Below are 16507 nucleotides of genomic sequence, written 5' to 3'. Positions count from 1 at the left end.
CGTCAAAACGTCTAACGGCAAACAAACAAACTATTTCACAACGGATGCGTGGCCGACGATCATCGTCGCGTGCCTGTCCGTATGGAACGGATGGTGCCACGGAGGAGACGCAAATGACAGAGAAGCTTGATATCGACGCGCTCGTCGACGCGAAGAACGGTCGCGTGACGTCGTCGATCTATACCGACCCGGCGATCTACGCGCTGGAGCTCGAACGCATTTTTGGCCGCTGCTGGCTGTTCCTCGCGCACGTCAGCCAGATCCCGAACGCCGGCGATTTCTTCAACACGTACATGGGCGAGGATCCGATCGTCGTCGTACGGCAGAAGGACGGCTCGGTGAAGGCGTTTCTCAATCAATGCCGGCATCGCTCGATGCGCGTGAGCTTCGCCGATTCCGGCAACACGCGCTCGTTCACATGCCCGTATCACGGCTGGTCGTACGGCACCGACGGCGCACTGATCGACGTGCCGCTCGAGGAACGCGCGTTTCCGCAGGGGCTCTGCAAGCAGCATCTCGGGCTGCAGGAAGTGACGCGGGTCGCGATCTACAAGGGGCTGGTCTTCGGCAACTGGGACGCGGCCGCTCCCGATCTCGACACGTACATGGGTGACATCGCGTGGTATCTCGACGGCGTGCTTGATCGCCGTGCGGGCGGCACCGAGATCGTCGGCGGCGTGCACAAGTGGGTGATCGACTGCAACTGGAAATTCCCGGCCGAGCAATTCGCGAGCGACCAGTATCACGCGCTGTTTACGCACGCGTCAGCGGTCGAGGTGCTCGGCGCGAAGGCGGGCGGCGACAAGGCGCTCGGCGCCGGACAGACTGCGCGCCCGGTGTGGGAGACCGCGAAGGATGCGTTGCAGTACGGTCAGGCCGGGCACGGCAGCGGCTTTTTCTTCACCGAGCAGCCGGACGCGAACGTATGGGTCGACGGCGAAGTCTCGCAATACTTCCGCGATACCTACGACGAAGCGAAGGCCCGCCTCGGCGACGTGCGTGCTCGACGGCTCGCGGGCCACAACAACCTGTTCCCGACGATGTCCTGGCTGAACGGCACCGCGACGCTGCGCGTGTGGCATCCGCGCGGCCCGAACCAGGTCGAGGTGTGGGCGTTCTGCATCGCCGACAAGGAAGCGTCCGACGACGTGAAGGCCGCGTTCGAGCGCAGCGCAACGCGCGCGTTCGGGCCGGCCGGCTTCCTCGAACAGGACGATTCGGAGAACTGGGTGGAAGTGCAGAAAGTGCTGCGCGGCAGCCGTGCGCGCAAGACACGGCTCTGCATGGAAATGGGGCTCGGCGGCGAGCGCGTGCGCGGCGACGGGATTCCCGGCATCACGAACTACATTTTCTCGGAAACGGCCGCGCGCGGGATGTACCGCCGCTGGGCCGACCTGCTGCAGTCGGAGACCTGGGACGAGGTCGAGAGGCGCACCCGGGAATACGAACAGGAGCTGATGAAATGAGCGAGGCCGCCACGATTGAACGCGCACCGGTGACGCTCGCGCTGCATCACGAGATCACGCAGTTCCTGTACCGCGAGGCCGAATGCCTCGATGCCTGGCGTTTCCGCGACTGGCTCGAACTGCTGAGCGACGACGTGCGGTACACGATGCGCACGACCGTCAACGCGCAGACGCGCGACCGCCGAAAGGGCGTGCAACCGCCGACGACGTGGATCTTCAACGATTCGAACGCGCAGCTCGAACGCCGGATTGCGCGACTCGAGACGGGCATGGCGTGGGCCGAGGAACCGCCGTCGCGCACGCGGCACCTGCTCGCGAACGTGCGGATCGAGCCTGCCGACGCGCCGGACGAATACGACGTGCAGGTCAACTATCTGCTGTACCGCTCGCAGAAGGAGCGCGACGAGACGTTCTACGTCGGCGCACGGCGCGACCGCGTGCGCCGGGCGGGCAACGTCGCCGGCTGGCAAGTCTGCCGCCGCGAGATCGTGCTCGACCAGGCGGTGCTGTCTTCCCATAACCTGAGTGTGCTTTTCTGACCATGGCTCGAATTCTCGTAGGTTCCGCCGATGCGCTCGGCGATGGCGGTGCGATCAAGGTGAACGGCGCGCACGGAGCGATCGCGGTGTTCAACGTGCAGGGGGCGTTCTATGCGCTGTCCGATCGCTGCAGTCATGGCAACGCTTCGATGTCGGACGGCTATGTCGAAGACGACGCGACCGTCGAATGCCCGCTGCATGCCGCGCGTTTCTGCCTGAAGACCGGCGCGGCACTGTGCCAGCCCGCGACCGAACCGCTGAAGACGTTTGCGGTCGTCGTCGACGCGGGCGCGCTGTACGTAGACGAACCGGAGGCAGCATGAACTGGCTGCAGGATGAAGTTGCATTGATCACGGGCGGAGGGTCGGGGCTCGGCCTTGCGCTCGTCGAACGCTTCGTCGCCGAAGGCGCGCGGGTCGGCGTGCTCGAGAAATCGGCGGAGAAGGCCGAAGCGCTGCGCGCACGCTTCGGCGCGGATGTCGCGGTGGTCGAAGGCGATGTGCGCAGCTATGAGGACAACCGCTGCGCAGTCGAAACCACGCTCGCGCGCTTCGGCAAACTCGACGTGTTCGTTGGCAACGCCGCGTTGTGGGATCACGGCGCGAGCCTGTTGTCGCTGTCGCCCGAACGTCTCGAAGGCGGCTTCGACGAGCTGTTCGCGGTGAACGTCAAAGGCTATCTGCTCGGCGCGAAGGCCGCGGCCGATGCGCTCTTGGCGTCGGAAGGCAGCATGATTTTCACGCTGTCGAACTCGGCGTTCTATCCGGGGGGCGGCGGGCCCTTGTACACGGCAAGCAAGCACGCCGCGACGGGGCTGATCCGGCAGGTCGCGTACGAGCTTGCGCCGCGCGTTCGCGTGAACGGCGTCGCGCCATGCGGGATGGCAAGCGACCTGCGGGGGCCCGCGGCCCTGGGTCAGGCCCAGCAGCGCATCATGGATTCGCGTACGCCCGAAGCGATCGCGAGCATTCTGCCGCTGCAGTTCTTTCCGGCACCGGCTGATTTCACGGGGCCGTTCGTGTTGCTCGCGTCGCGTGCGAACAACCGGACGCTGTCCGGCGTGATGATCCAGGCCGACGCGGGACTCGGCATTCGCGGCATCCGGCACGTGTCGGGAGGGGCGCGATGACGACGCGCGACTGCGTGATCGTCGGCGCGGGGCAGGCCGGCACGACCGCAGCAGCTGAACTGCGGCGACGCGGCTTCGACGGGCGCATCGTGCTGATCGGCGACGAGGCCCATCTGCCGTATGAGCGGCCGCCGTTGTCGAAGGACGTGCTCGTAAAGCCCGGCGACACGCGCATCGCGCTGTTCCCTGCGTCGTTCTATGACGAACAGCGGATCGAATTGCGACTCGGTACGCGCGTCGTGGCCATCGATCCCGATCGGCACGCAATGACGCTCGCCGACGGTACGACGCTCGATTTCGGCAAACTGCTGCTGGCGACCGGTGCACGCGCGCGTCGGCTGCCGATGCTCGATCGGCTCGGTGATGGCGTCTACACGTTGCGCACGCTCGACGATGCACGTGCGCTCGGCCGCGCGTTGCACGCGGGTAGGCGGTTGTTGATTGTCGGTGGCGGCGTGATCGGGATGGAGCTTGCGTCCAGTGCGGTCGATCTGGATGTGCGCGCGACGGTGATCGAACAGGCACACGACGTGATGGAACGATGTGCTCCACCGATCGTGCGCGAGCATTTGCGTGCGTTGCATGTCGCGCGCGGCGTCGACGTGCTGACCGGGCGGCGGGTCGTCCGCGCCGCGCGCGATGCCGGTGAATTCGTGTTGACGCTCGATGACGATGCCGAACTGCACGGCGATGCGATCGTCTACGGGATCGGCGTCGAACCGGACGACGCGCTGGCACGCGCGGCGGGCCTGCGCACCGACGGCGCGATCCTCGTCGACGCCGCGTGCCGGACGTCGCATCCGGACGTGTTCGCGGCAGGCGACAGCGTCGCGCAGCAACATGCGCAGGGCGAGCGCGCCGTGCGGCGCGAAACCTGGGACAACGCGAACCGCCAAGCCGCTTGCGCGGCCGCCGCGATGCTCGGTGTGCCGGACGATGCGTCGCATGTGCCGTGGTTCTGGACCGACCAATGCGGCGTGAACGTGCAGTTCGCGGGTGATGTCGCGGCAGACGCATGGGTTGTGCGCGGCGATCTTGCCGGTTCTGCGTGCGTGCTGTTCGGTTTGCGCGACGGCGTCGTGACGGGTGGCGTGACGCTCGCTCGCGGACAGGACATGCGCAGCGTGCGCATGCTGATCGAGCGGCGCGCGAGGGTAGCGCCGCACGTGCTGGCGGATCTTGCCCAGGACTTGCGCGCGCTGGCGAAGGGGCTGTGAAGGCGGCGTGTGCGATTACGCCGACGTGCATGTATCCGGGAGATTGCGAGGTGGCAATCGGGGGGCCTTTGATGCTTTTGCCTTATTCCGCTTAGGCATCGCTTGCCCCCGTCCGGTCTTTCTTTGCGACCCCAATTAATTCTGTTGCAAATCAATGATCAAAGGGGGCGTCACCGGACTCGATGACGGGAGCAGGTCAGGGCATCGATTGATAATCTAAACGCATCAATCATTCCAAAGATTGCACTTATCGTTTGTCCGACTCTGGGCGAATATTTCCAAAACGACAATCGACCAGCCCCCGCGCATTTCTGGAGACACCCCCGATGCACCTCTCATCTAGCCTTTCGACCGGACGTTCGAAGGCCACTGCGGTTTTCCGCGTAACGGCCGGGAATTTCCTGGAGCAGTTCGACTTCTTTCTGTTCGGCTTCTATGCCACGCAAATCGCCAACGTGTTCTTTCCCGCGCAAAGCGAGTTCGCGTCGTTGATGATGACATTCGCCGTCTTCGGCGCCGGCTTCCTGATGCGGCCGCTGGGCGCGATCGTGCTTGGCGCGTATATTGACGACGTCGGCCGCCGCAAGGGCCTCATCGTCACGCTGGCCATCATGGCAAGCGGCACCATCCTGATCGCGTTCGTACCGGGCTATGCGACGATCGGCCTGCTCGCGCCCGCGCTCGTGCTGATCGGACGACTGCTGCAGGGCTTTTCGGCAGGCGCCGAACTGGGGGGCGTATCGGTCTATCTCGCCGAGATGGCCACGCCCGGCCGCAAGGGCTTCTTCACGAGCTGGCAGTCCGCCAGCCAGCAGGTCGCGATCGTCGTCGCGGCGGGCCTCGGCTTCGCGCTCAATCAATGGCTAAGCGCACCGGCCATCGCCGCGTGGGGATGGCGCGTCCCGTTCTTCGTCGGCTGCATGATCGTGCCGTTCATCTTCATGCTGCGTCGCAACCTGGAGGAAACACAGGAGTTCAAGGCGCGTCAGCATCGTCCCGGCATGAAGGAAGTATTCGGTACGCTGGTCCAGAACTGGGGCATCGTTCTCGCGGGCATGATGCTGGTCGCGATGACGACCACGAGCTTCTACCTGATCACGGTCTACGCGCCGACCTTCGGCAAGACGGTTCTGCATCTGAGCACCGCGGACAGCCTGCTCGTGACGCTGTGCGTCGGCGTGTCGAATTTCGTGTGGCTGCCGATCGGCGGTGCGCTGTCGGACAGGATCGGCCGCCGGCCGCTGCTCGTCGGCATGACGGTACTCGCGATCGCGACCGCCTATCCGGCGCTGTCGCTGCTGGCTCACGCGCCGTCGTTCGTCAACATGCTGCTCGTGCTCCTGTGGCTCTCGTTCATGTACGGGATCTATAACGGCGCGATGATCGTCGCGCTGACGGAAGTGATGCCGGTGGAGGTGCGCGTGGCAGGCTTCTCGCTGGCCTACAGCCTCGCGACGGCCGTGTTCGGCGGCTTCACGCCCGCCATCTCGACGGCGCTCATTCACATGACCGGCGACAAGGCCGCACCGGGTTACTGGATGAGCCTCGCCGCGGTGTGTGCGCTGCTTGCGACGTTCGCAATCTATCGTCGGCAGACGGTGACGCTGACGCCTGCGCACTGACGCCCCATGCCGAGCAACCAACCCCGACTCAGCACGACCACGACCATGAAAAACCTGCTCCTGAAACTGTGCGCGACCGCGCTCGTCGCCACCTCTGCAGTCGCCGCGAATGTGCAGGCCGCCGACCTGCACGTGATGAGCTCGGGCGGCTTCACCGCCGCCTACAAGCTGCTCGGCCCGCAGTTCGCGTCCCGCACGGGCAACACGCTCGACACCGCGCTCGGTCCGTCGATGGGCAAGTCGCCCGAAGCGATCCCGAACCGGCTCGTGCGCGGCGAGCCTGCCGACGCGGTGATCATGGTCGGCTATGCGCTCGACAAGCTGATCGAGCAAGGCAAGGTCATCCCCGGATCGCGCGTCGATCTGGCCGATTCGCGCATCGGCATGGTCGTGCGCGACGGCACGGCGAAACCCGACATCAGCTCGACCGAGGGCCTCAAGCAGGTTCTGCTGCATGCGAAGTCGATCGCCTACTCGGACAGCGCAAGCGGCGTCTACATCGAACGGGAGTTGTTCAAAAAGCTCGGCATCGAGGACCAGGTGAAATCGAAGGCGAAGATGATCCCGCGGATCCCGGTCGCGTCCGTGGTCGCGAACGGTGACTACGAAATCGGCTTCCAGCAGGTGAGCGAACTGCTGCCCGTCCAGGGCGCGACCTTCGTCGGCAAGATTCCCGAATCGCTGCAGTCCGTCACGCGCTTCGCCGCCGGCATCCCCGTCGGCGCGCAGCACCCGAAGGAAGCGAAGGCGCTCCTCGACTTTCTCGCGTCGCCCGACGTACAAGCGGAAGTGAAATCGACCGGGCTGGATTCCGTCTCCGCACATTGAGCACGAACCACGGGAAGGCGTGCGTCAGACAGCCTTCCCGTCGCGCCCGGCGTCGGCCGCAGCATCATCGGCGCCGTTCGGGCACGCCGGCTCGGCCGCGCTCAGCATCTGTGCGAGACGCGCACGATCGCATGCCCCTTCCCACGACGAAACGAAGATCACCGCACACGCATTGCTGATGACGCTCGTCAGCGCACGCGCTTCGGACATGAAGCGATCGATGCCCACCAGAAGCGCGACGCCGGCAACCGGCAGGTCGGGCATCACGGCGAGTGTCGCGACGAGCGCGACGAGCCCGCTGCCGGACACGCCGGCCGCACCCTTCGACGTCAGCAGCATGACGGCCAGCAGCGCCGCGATCTGCGGGGCGGAAAGCGGCACGTCGCACGCCTGCGCGATGAACAATGCCGCGAGCGTCAGATAGATCGCGGTGCCGTCCAGGTTGAACGAGTAGCCGGCCGGCAGCACGAGCCCGACGACGCCCTTGTCGCAACCCAGCGACTCCAGCTTGACGATCAGCCGCGGCAACACCGGCTCCGTGGACGAGGTCGCGAGGACGATGAGCAATTCCTCGCGCATGTAGCGCAACAGGCGCCACAACGCGAAACCGTGCAGTCGTGCGAGCGGCGCAAGCACCAGCGCGACGAACAGCACGCAGGCCACGTAGAACGACACCATCAGCCTCGCGAGCGAGCCGACCGAGCCGATACCGAAGCGACCCACCGTGAAGGCCATCGCGCCGAATGCGCCAAGCGGGGCGAGTCGCATGATCATCGCGAGCACGCGAAAGACGATCTGCGCGACGCCGTCGATCAGCACCAGCACGGGCCGACCGGCCTGCGGATACGCATTCAGCGAAAAACCGAAAAGCAGCGACAGCAGCAGCACCGGCAGCACTTCGCCTTTCTGGAACGCGCCGAGCGTCGTGTCCGGGATCACACTCAGCGCGAACTCGACGAGCCCGTGCGGTTGCGCATGCTGCGAATATTGCGCAAGGATGCTCGAATCGAGATGGTGCACGTCGACGTGCATGCCGGCGCCGGGCCGCAGCACGAATGCGGTGACGAGCCCGAATGCGAGCGCGACGGCGGTCAGCAGATAGAAAAGCACGAGCGCGCAGACGATCGTGCGCCCAATGGTTTTTCCGTTCGCCAGCGATGTGATGCCGGAGACGATCGTGCAAAACACGATCGGCGTGATCATCATCCGCACGAGGCCGACGAATGCATCGCTGAGCGGCTTGAGCATTGCGCCTGCCGACGGCCAGAAGTGGCCGACGGTCACGCCGAGCACCATCGCCATCAGGACCTGCACGTAGAGCGAATGAAGCGGTCTTGCCAGCCTCACGATGCGGTCTTCCTCGATGCATCGCTGCTTGCGGCGCCAGCGCGTTTCGCGTCGACGATCGCCCGGTGAAACTCCTCCGCGGCCGGCGTGAGCGGGCGTCCGCGTCGCTTCACGATGCCCACCCGGCGCTTGACCACCGGTTCGACGAGGGGCACGCTCGTGAGTACGGGATGGTCATGTCCGGGCATCGCCATCGACGGTACCGCGGCGACGCCGAGCCCCGCTTCGATCAACCCGAGCATGGTCGTCACGTGGCGCGTTTCGCACACGCTCGGCGCACGCGGCGCGACGGTCGTCAGGGCCTGGTCGAGCAACAGGCGGTTGCCGGAAGTCTTGTCCACCGACACATACTCGTACTCGTAAAGCTCGTTCCAGGTCACGCGCTTCTTGCGCGCGAGCGGATGGTCGCGCCGGCACGCGGCAACAAACCGTTCTTGCAGCAGAAGTTTGAACTCGATCTCGGGCTCCTGGCTGCCCATGAAACTCACGCCGAAATCGGCCTCGCCGTTGATGACGGCGCTCAGCACCTCGTTCGCGCTCGCATCCAGCAGCTTGACCCTGATGCGCGGGAAGCGGCGATGATAGCTCGCGATCACGTTCGGCAGAAAGTAGTAGGCCACCGACGGCACGCATGCGATGGTCACATGACCAAGGCGGCTCGATGACACATCGCGGATGCCAAGCAGGGCGACGTCGAGATCGTCCAGCAGTTGTTCAGCACTCTGGGCGAATACACGGCCGACGATGGTTAGCGTGACGCTACGCGTGGTACGCTCAAAGAGACGCACGCCAAGCGCTGCCTCGAGTTTGTCGATCCGACGACTTAATGCAGGCTGGGAAATGCTTACTGCGTCGGCGGCTTTTCGGAAACTTCCCATCTCCACCACCGCGCGAAACGCCTGCAAGTCAGTCAAATCGAAGTTGATCCCCACGTGCAAACCCCGGCATATCAGATGCGGAGTATTTTGCACGATTCTGCCCATGCATAGTCGGTACGAGTCCCGAGAGGCGAAGGCTGACCTGCCGTGACGAATCAAACGCCGGTTGGATTCGCCCGGCTCGGGGAAGTCGAGTTGCCGGGCAAGATCGACACGGCGCAGGTGGATGTCGATCGCCGGTGCCGGTGCCGGCCGCGGTCTCGACCTCACAGCGCATGCGCGCGAGCCGCGCGGCGACCTCGTCGGCGGTCAGGGCGACCGCAGCGCCGCCGACGTCGCTATTGTGCGTGATGCGGTTTTACAGCAGATTGAGCGCGACGCGATCGCCGAAATCGCGCGCAGCCTGCTCGGCATCAGTAGAAGTCCGGACGATGCGCTCGCGCGCGGGCGTCACGCCGAATCGTGCGAACAGCGCCTTGGCCTGTGCTGCGTCGAGCAGTCCGGAGGGCAGGTCGTTCACGTCGACCGTGCCCGCTTCGGCGGCTGATTCGGCCGCAGCCGCGCGCAGGTGCCAGCACCCGGTTTCCCGCATGGTGACCATTGCGCTGCCGACGCTCGCCGGCGACACGAACGCCGGGACGCCGAGCCGGTTCATCGCGCGCGTGACGGCCAGCGCATGCGGGCTGACGAACGCGACCACCGGTTTGTCGGTGCCGGGCAATGCATCGCGGACAGCGCCGGCCGTCAGGTCCGGCATCCCGATGCTGGACGAGCTCTCGATCACCTCTCGATCACGACGATGGCATCGTACGACGGGCTGTCGGCGAGCGTGCGGATCGCCCGACGCAGCAGGTCGGACTGCAGGCCTGCCGGCGTCACATCGATCGGGTTCCGGCCGAGCATCGCGTGATCGCCGGTTTGCAGCGCGCACAATGCGCCGGTGTCCGGTGTCAGAGCGGCATGCGTTCCGCCTTAGGATTTTATTATTAGGATGTTTTTATTTGACATAATGCTGATGATCAATTTTTTGATTGTAAGAGCAAAGTAGAAATGTCGTGTTCTGGCTACATAGAAATGTCCGCTTTCGTGCCGCGTAAGCTGTTCGGCCGCCGGGTGTCCAGCGCCGGAGCCTTCGATGGCTGCAACGGAACGGATCACGATAACGATGCGCGAGCTGGACAGGTTCAAGGTCATTCAGGACGTGGCAGACGGCAAGCTGCAACCGTGGCGGGCGGCCGAGCGACTCGAGCTGACGACGCGGCAGATCGAGACGGCTGCCCATGCGCGCGCCGGCAACGCCGTAACGAATTTCGCCGACCGGCTGCTGCCTCCGCAGTCGGATCTCGCCCGTGACGCGCTCAAGGATCCCTATATCTTCGACTTCCTCGGACTGACCGAGAATGCCCAAGAGCGCGACATCGAACGTGCGCTCACGCAGCACATCACACGTTTCCTTCTCGAGTTGGGCGCCGGGTTCGCATTCGTCGGGCGTCGGTACCGACTGGAGGTAGGCGGCGACGAGTTCTTCATCGATCTCCTCTTCTACCATCTCAAGCTTCGCTGCTATGTCGTCGTCGAACTGAAAACGACGCCGTTCAAGCCGGAATACGCGGGACAGTTGAACTTCTACCTTTCCGCGCTCGACGCGCAGGTCAAGGCACCGGAAGACCAGCCAACTATCGGCCTGCTTCTGTGCAAGGAGAAAAATCGGCTTGTCGCAGAATACGCGCTGCGTGGCGTGACCAAACCGATGGGCGTGGCCGAGTATCAACTCATGCGGGAGGTACCAGCGTCGCTGGAGACAGGCCTGCCAACAATCGATCAGATCGAGGCCGAACTCCGCCCCGATCTTCCGGATGCCCCTGAATGATTCGTAGGCGAGCGCCCCGCCGGCTGGTCATCTACGCTGAGCCCCGCAGCTCAGGCCGCTTACGCTATCCAGATCACCTGCCTCATTGGTCCCCGCTTCCCCCGGTTGCCTACATGCGTCCGGTTCGCGTCCAGCAGAAACCGAGCATAAAAAAACCCGCCGAAGCGGGCTTTCACACTGCGTATAACTTTTTCTTATGTGTTTTGCTTCGCACTACTTCCCGCTGGCGTTTTACCCTCGGTTTGGGCTTTGTCCACGCGTTCTTGCGCGGCTTAAGACACACGCAGCCTCACCGATTCATTGGAGACTCACTTCGCATCTCCGACGCCAGGCCCGGGAATGTCTATATCGGCAAAAGCCATATCCAGGCAGGTAATGTATTCGAAGATATGCTGATAGCCAACTTGCGCCTGGAATTTCGAATCCTCTGTATCATTATTTCCGATATCCTTATTCACCTTCCCGTCAAGCTTGTACTGCATTACAGGCGTCACGGGCCCTGAAGGATCGGACGTTCCCCATTGGCTGTAATTCAGAGGCCTTGTAACAAGGCTGACCGCATCGACCTTAAGCTTCATATCAATCGGGGTCGGAATGGGGTTCAGAATGCCGGCGTTACTGTAGACGGTTTTCACATTCAGAATATCGTCCGCATTCCATGCCATCGGCACGATATCCAGCGAGTTGAATATGCGTACCGCATTGCCTCGCATTTGCTCGTTGAAATAGTCGGCGAACGCCTTGTTGCCTGCTGTCGGGCCGGCAAACGTCTGGCAGTGGTACGTGTGAGTCTGCAAGCCGCTCTGATTCTTCAGGTACAACACGATCGCGGATGCCAGCGCTCCTCCGAGGCTGTGCCCGATAACGTTGATTACCGATGACGGTTGCAGAGTCCTCAGGAAGTCGGCGAGCTTTGTCTCGCTTGAATCAGCCTGCCCCAATACGAGAAACAGCGCTCCGTTTGTACCCGCCGAGATGCGTGCGTCCGACGGGCAGTTCGGCACATACGCGCTGAACGGTTCAAGTGAGCCATACGAAAAATCGCCCAGAATATCAAGCCAGGATCGGAAATCGGTGCCGCTTGTCACCACTGAATACTCGTTGGTGCCTGCCAATTGCAAGACGGCTGTGACATTGGCAGCAAAACCATTCGGATTCACGATGGCAGGCCCCCAAACAATTTCGAACCGATTGTTCTGGGTCTTTTTTGATCCGTTCAGGCGATCCACGATGATCTCCCTGACCTGCCTGACAGTTGGATGCTGGATCTCGTTCCCGAACTTATCGGTTGCTGCATTGTTAAGGACATAGGCCAACGTGAGATTGACCTGCATTTGCTCGAGTCTGCTGGATGTCATGGTTCGTCGCCTCGTCGTTGCGCTGCGGAAGGTAACCATTGCGAAGAAACCGATTCCTGGCCTTTTACGCCGCTGCGGGCTGGAATTGGACGCGCAGCGGCGACGCCTTGATTGCACGGAACGCAAGAGGTGCAGGCTCGCAATGATCACACAAATAATGTCGCACGCAGTACAGCGGAACAACCTGTCGATGTTGGCAGGTACCGTCGGCCTGTCACCGCCTCGCGGGACGACAGTCCCGGCAGTCTCGACAATCCTGCCTTTCCCGGCTCCCTGGACTCGCCTTCAGGCTCAAAAATTCCCGGCATCCTCAGCACGCAGCGTCGCGATGTTTCCTGCCGGAACGACTACGTGGCGCACCCGGCCAAGAAAATACGCACGGCTTGTCGCGCGATACGGGCGCGCGCAGACGCATTGGGGCGCCGGGCGGCCCCAAGCAGCATCCTGGTCCGGATGCCGCCGAGCACCAGATAGACGAACTGCTCGGTAGCAAGGGTAACGTCTTCGATTGTCAGCACGCGTTCCGCAACCGCCTCGCGAAGGTAGTCGGAGAGCGGTTCCATCCCGCTCAGACCGCCCCCTTTATCGTAATAACCGCGGATCAGTTCGGGAACGCGGTGCGCATCGAGCAACAGCAAGCGGTACAACTCGATCATGTCGGGCCGCGTGCCCACCTCCAGCAGGTGGAGCGCGACAGTCTCGAGCACGGTTTCGGGACGATTCGATTCAAGCACGAGGCCTTGCAGTTCCGCGACCCATGAGCGTCGCAGCGTGTCGACGATCGTGGCGAACAAACCGGCCTTGCTGCCGAATCGGCCATAGAGGGTTTTCTTTGCCACGCCGGCCTCGCGCGCGATGCCTTCCAGGCTCGTCTCGCGATAGCCCGCGGTCAGGAATTGCCGCCTGGCAACGTCGAGCAGGCGCTGCAAGCGGTCCTCCGACTCCTGCCGCGTCGGGCGGCCTCCAGATTTCGTCTTAGGAACCAAGGCTGTTTGCATTGCGATCGCAATCTATTGACATTCCGGGGCTGCGGTGGAAACTATACCGTTGCGTTTCGCAAAAACCTACCCCTCTCAAGGGGGCGCGGTCAATGGTCGACTTCTTCATTGAGCGTCCGGTCTTCGCATCGTCGATCGCCATCATCATGGTGCTTGCGGGACTTATTGCCTGGTTCAACCTTCCGGTCGAGCGGTTTCCGCAAATCACGCCGCCTCAGGTTCTCGTCAAGTCGACCTATACGGGCGCAAGCGCACAGGTCGTCGCGGATACCGTGACCACGCCGCTCGAAGCCCAGATCAACGGTGTCGAGGGCATGAGCTACATCTCGTCGGTAAGCGCCAACGACGGCAGTTCGACGATCACGGTCACGTTCGATGTCGGCTATGACATCAATATCGGCGCTGTCGACGTTCAGAACCGGGTATCGCAGGCGACAGCGCAGTTGCCCGGCATCGTCACCCAGACCGGCATCACCATCCAGAAACAGAACCCGAACTTCGTTCTGGCCGTGAACCTCTATTCGCCGGATCGCTCGATCGATCCGGTCACGCTCAGCAACTTCGCCTATCTTCAGGTCGTCGATTCGCTCAAGCGCCTGCCCGGCGTGAGTGACGTCACGATCTTCGGCGAGCGCCGCTATTCGATGCGCATCTGGCTCGATCCGGACAAGCTCGCCGCGCTCGGCATGACAGCGACCGATGTCCGGAATGCGATCCTCGAGCAGAACGTCCAGGTCGCCGCCGGCAAGTTCGGTGAAGCGCCGTCGCCGCCCGGCACGACGTTCCAGTATCAGATCAACACGCAGGGCCAGCTTGCGGACCAGCGGCAATTCGGCGACATCGTGCTGCGCTCGGGCACCACAAACGACGCCACCGTGCATCTGCGCGATGTGGCGCGCACCGATCTGGGCGCGCAGCAATACACGTCGAGTGCATCCGTGAACGAAAACCCGGCGGTGCTGCTCGCCGTTTTCCAGTTGCCGACTGCCAATGCGCTGGATCTCGACAAGCGCGTCAAGACGACGATGCAAACGCTTGCGCGGCGGTTCCCCAAAGGCATGGCGTGGGGAATCACCTACGACACGACCATGTTCGTCTCCGCGTCGATGATCGAAGTGATGAAAACGCTTGGCTTCGCACTCCTGCTCGTGCTCGGCGTGGTGTATCTGTTCCTGCAGAGCTGGCGGACCACCGTGATACCGATGATCGCCATTCCAGTGGCACTCATCGGCACCCTGGCGATCATGCTGATCCTCCATTTTTCGCTGAACACGGTCAGCATGCTCGGCATGGTTCTCGCGATCGGCCTCGTGGTCGACGATGCCATTGTCGTGGTCGAGAACGTGGAGCGCCAGCTCCAGAGTGGGCTTGCGCCCATGGCGGCGGCGAAGCAGGCCATGCGGGAAGTGACAGGGCCGATTGTCGCCACCTCGGCGGTGCTCGGTGCGGTGTTCGTGCCGATTGCCTTCCTGCCGGGCATCACGGGCCGGCTCTACAATCAGTTCGCGCTGACCATCGCGATCTCCGTGATGCTCTCGGCGTTCAATTCGCTGACACTCAGCCCCGCCCTCTGCGCCGTGCTGCTGCGGCATGACGAGCGGCGTCGGTTCGTGCTGTTCCGCGCATTCAACCGGGGCTTCAACTGGGCGCGACAAAGATACGCCGGTTCGGTGCGCCAACTGATCGGCGCGCGCTGGGTCGCACTTGCGCTGTTCGCGGGTGGCCTCGGCGTCACCTATCTGCTTTATTCGACGATTCCGCATGCGTTTCTGCCGATCGAGGACCCGGGCTATTTCTATGTGATTACGCAATTGCCGAACGGTGCGTCGCTGCAACGCACCGAAGCCGTCGTCGAGCAAACGCGCCAGATTCTCCGGGCGACGCCCGGCGTGGCCAATGTGCTGTCCATCAGCGGCCTCAATTTCGTCACGCGGGCCACCGCGTCGAACAGCGCCGCCCAGTTCGTGATCCTGAAGCCGTGGGACGAGCGCGGGGAGAAGCAGAGTGTCGCAAACCTCATTGCGACCGTGCAGCCCAAACTTGCCCGAATTTCCGAGGCCGTATCGCTCGCGTTGAACCCACCGGCCATTTCCGGACTGGGCACCTTCGGCGGCTTCGATTTCGAGATCGAGGATCAGACAGGCCGCGGCAGCATTGCGCTTGACGAGGCGGCCAAGGCCTTTCTCGCCGAGGCGCGCAAACAGCCGGAACTTGACGCGCGCACGCTCCTGACCAGCTTCAACACGTCGACACCGCAATTCAATTTCCATCTCGACCGCGACAAAGCCAAGCTGCTTGGATTGAACATGAACGACGTGTTCCAGACGATGCAGATCTATCTCGGCTCGCTCTTCGTCAACAATGTGACACTGTTCGGCCGCAATTTCGAGGTCATACTTCAGGCGGACAGCGTCGCACGAGGAAACAGAAGCGACCTGTCGCGCCTCTATGTGCGCAATTCCGCGCAAGGCATGGTGCCGCTCGGCACGCTTGGGGAGCTCCAGTCGATGGTTGGCCCCGAGACGGTCCCTCGTTACAACGTGTACGGCGCGGCAGAGATCACCGGCAGCGCAGCGCCCGGCTACAGCTCGGGTCAGGCGATCGCCGCGATGGAGCGCGCCGCCCGCGTGCTGCCCGCGGATTTCGGCATTGACTGGACCGGCATCACCTATCAGGAGCTGAAGGCCGGATCGGTCGCCGGTATCGTGTTCGCGCTCGCGCTCGTCTTCGTGTTCCTTTTCCTGTCGGCGCAGTATGAGAGCTGGTCGTTGCCTTTCACCATCATCCTCACGGTGCCGCTCGCATTGTTCGGCGCGTTGGGGCTGCTCTGGCTGCGCCGCATGCAGGTCGACATCTATGCGCAGATCGGGTTCGTTCTGCTGATCGGACTCGCGGCAAAGAACGCCATCCTCATCGTCGAATTCGCCAAGCGGCGCCGCGCGGCAGGCCTCGATATCGTCGAGGCGGTGACCGAGGCGGCACGCCTGCGTCTGCGCCCGATCCTGATGACGGCCTTCGCTTTCATCTTCGGCGCTGTCCCATTGATGATCGCGACCGGCGCCGGCGCCGCGAGCCGACGATCGATCGGCACCACCGTGGTAGGCGGCATGCTCGCGGCCACACTCCTGTCCCTCGCATTCGTGCCGATCTTCTACGCAGTCATCGAACGGCTGCGGGAAGCGTTGCTCGAGCGACTCGGACACGCGCGCGAGCATCACGGCCAGCCACCGCCCGGGGAATGATGCGACAGCGAGG

Annotated in this window: 14 protein-coding genes and 1 pseudogene; 9 read left to right on the top strand and 6 right to left on the bottom strand. The window is 63.3% G+C overall.

The annotated features are described in order from the left end of the window. Positions 1–113 precede the first annotated feature (113 nt). The 7 genes from hcaE to CUJ89_RS34390 all read left to right on the top strand — a co-directional run bounded on the left by hcaE (position 114) and on the right by CUJ89_RS34390 (position 6801). Positions 114–1466 (top strand): 3-phenylpropionate/cinnamic acid dioxygenase subunit alpha, encoded by a 1353-nt coding sequence (gene hcaE, locus CUJ89_RS34420; protein ID WP_114181918.1) that lies wholly within the window; start codon positions 114–116, stop codon positions 1464–1466. Next, complete coding sequence (gene hcaF, locus CUJ89_RS34415) at positions 1463–2005, top strand: 3-phenylpropionate/cinnamic acid dioxygenase subunit beta (protein ID WP_114181917.1); 543 nt, start codon at positions 1463–1465, stop codon at positions 2003–2005. The genes hcaE and hcaF overlap by 4 nt, the downstream gene beginning before the upstream one ends. 2 nt (positions 2006–2007) lie before the next feature. Continuing rightward, complete coding sequence (gene hcaC, locus CUJ89_RS34410; RefSeq protein WP_114181916.1) at positions 2008–2328, top strand: 3-phenylpropionate/cinnamic acid dioxygenase ferredoxin subunit; 321 nt, start codon at positions 2008–2010, stop codon at positions 2326–2328. Then, positions 2325–3134 carry a 3-phenylpropionate-dihydrodiol/cinnamic acid-dihydrodiol dehydrogenase gene (gene hcaB / locus CUJ89_RS34405; protein WP_114181915.1) on the top strand — a complete coding sequence of 270 codons (810 nt, stop codon included), beginning with the start codon at positions 2325–2327 and terminating at the stop codon, positions 3132–3134. The genes hcaC and hcaB overlap by 4 nt, the downstream gene beginning before the upstream one ends. Next, positions 3131–4351 carry a 3-phenylpropionate/cinnamic acid dioxygenase ferredoxin--NAD(+) reductase subunit gene (gene hcaD, locus CUJ89_RS34400; protein WP_236655137.1) on the top strand — a complete coding sequence of 407 codons (1221 nt, stop codon included), beginning with the start codon at positions 3131–3133 and terminating at the stop codon, positions 4349–4351. The genes hcaB and hcaD overlap by 4 nt, the downstream gene beginning before the upstream one ends. A gap of 326 nt (positions 4352–4677) precedes the next feature. Continuing rightward, a complete protein-coding gene (locus CUJ89_RS34395) occupies positions 4678–5973 on the top strand; it encodes an MFS transporter (protein WP_114181914.1) in 1296 nt (431 codons plus the stop codon). A 45-nt stretch (positions 5974–6018) separates the two neighbouring features. Continuing rightward, a complete protein-coding gene (locus CUJ89_RS34390; RefSeq protein ID WP_114181913.1) occupies positions 6019–6801 on the top strand; it encodes a substrate-binding domain-containing protein in 783 nt (260 codons plus the stop codon). Positions 6802–6825: 24 nt separating this feature from the next. Here the strand turns inward: CUJ89_RS34390 and dctA are convergent, their stop codons facing one another. The 4 genes from dctA to CUJ89_RS38750 all read right to left on the bottom strand — a co-directional run bounded on the left by dctA (position 6826) and on the right by CUJ89_RS38750 (position 9959). Continuing rightward, the gene (gene dctA, locus CUJ89_RS34385; protein ID WP_114181912.1) at positions 6826–8148 is read right to left on the bottom strand and encodes a C4-dicarboxylate transporter DctA; all 1323 of its coding nucleotides are present in this window, start codon (positions 8146–8148) and stop codon (positions 6826–6828) included. Continuing rightward, a complete protein-coding gene (locus CUJ89_RS34380; protein ID WP_114181911.1) occupies positions 8145–9080 on the bottom strand; it encodes a LysR family transcriptional regulator in 936 nt (311 codons plus the stop codon). The genes dctA and CUJ89_RS34380 overlap by 4 nt, the downstream gene beginning before the upstream one ends. Before the next feature lie 304 nt (positions 9081–9384). Further along, positions 9385–9810, bottom strand: a complete 426-nt coding sequence (locus tag CUJ89_RS38755) for a hypothetical protein (protein WP_236655136.1) — start codon at positions 9808–9810, stop codon at positions 9385–9387. Continuing rightward, entirely contained in the window at positions 9807–9959 is a 153-nt protein-coding gene (locus CUJ89_RS38750) for a hypothetical protein (RefSeq protein ID WP_236655135.1), read from the bottom strand. The genes CUJ89_RS38755 and CUJ89_RS38750 overlap by 4 nt, the downstream gene beginning before the upstream one ends. Before the next feature lie 292 nt (positions 9960–10251). Here CUJ89_RS38750 and CUJ89_RS34370 point away from each other — a divergent pair. Next, positions 10252–10896 (top strand): annotated as a pseudogene (locus CUJ89_RS34370) (PDDEXK nuclease domain-containing protein); the annotation flags it as partial. 308 nt (positions 10897–11204) lie between these two features. Here CUJ89_RS34370 and CUJ89_RS34365 read toward each other — a convergent pair. Both CUJ89_RS34365 and CUJ89_RS34360 read right to left on the bottom strand, forming a co-directional pair. Continuing rightward, positions 11205–12254, bottom strand: coding sequence for a lipase family protein (locus CUJ89_RS34365; protein WP_114181910.1), 1050 nt, complete (start codon positions 12252–12254; stop codon positions 11205–11207). A 347-nt stretch (positions 12255–12601) separates the two neighbouring features. Beyond that, positions 12602–13183 carry a TetR/AcrR family transcriptional regulator gene (locus CUJ89_RS34360; RefSeq protein ID WP_236655134.1) on the bottom strand — a complete coding sequence of 194 codons (582 nt, stop codon included), beginning with the start codon at positions 13181–13183 and terminating at the stop codon, positions 12602–12604. A gap of 161 nt (positions 13184–13344) precedes the next feature. Here CUJ89_RS34360 and CUJ89_RS34355 point away from each other — a divergent pair, with 161 nt between their 5' ends. Beyond that, positions 13345–16494, top strand: coding sequence for an efflux RND transporter permease subunit (locus CUJ89_RS34355; RefSeq protein WP_114181908.1), 3150 nt, complete (start codon positions 13345–13347; stop codon positions 16492–16494). Positions 16495–16507 lie beyond the last annotated feature (13 nt).

Source organism: Burkholderia pyrrocinia, from assembly GCF_003330765.1.
GTDB lineage: Bacteria > Pseudomonadota > Gammaproteobacteria > Burkholderiales > Burkholderiaceae > Burkholderia > Burkholderia pyrrocinia_B.
Note: the sequence above shows the minus strand (reverse complement) of the source record. Positions and strands in the feature narration are given on the sequence as shown.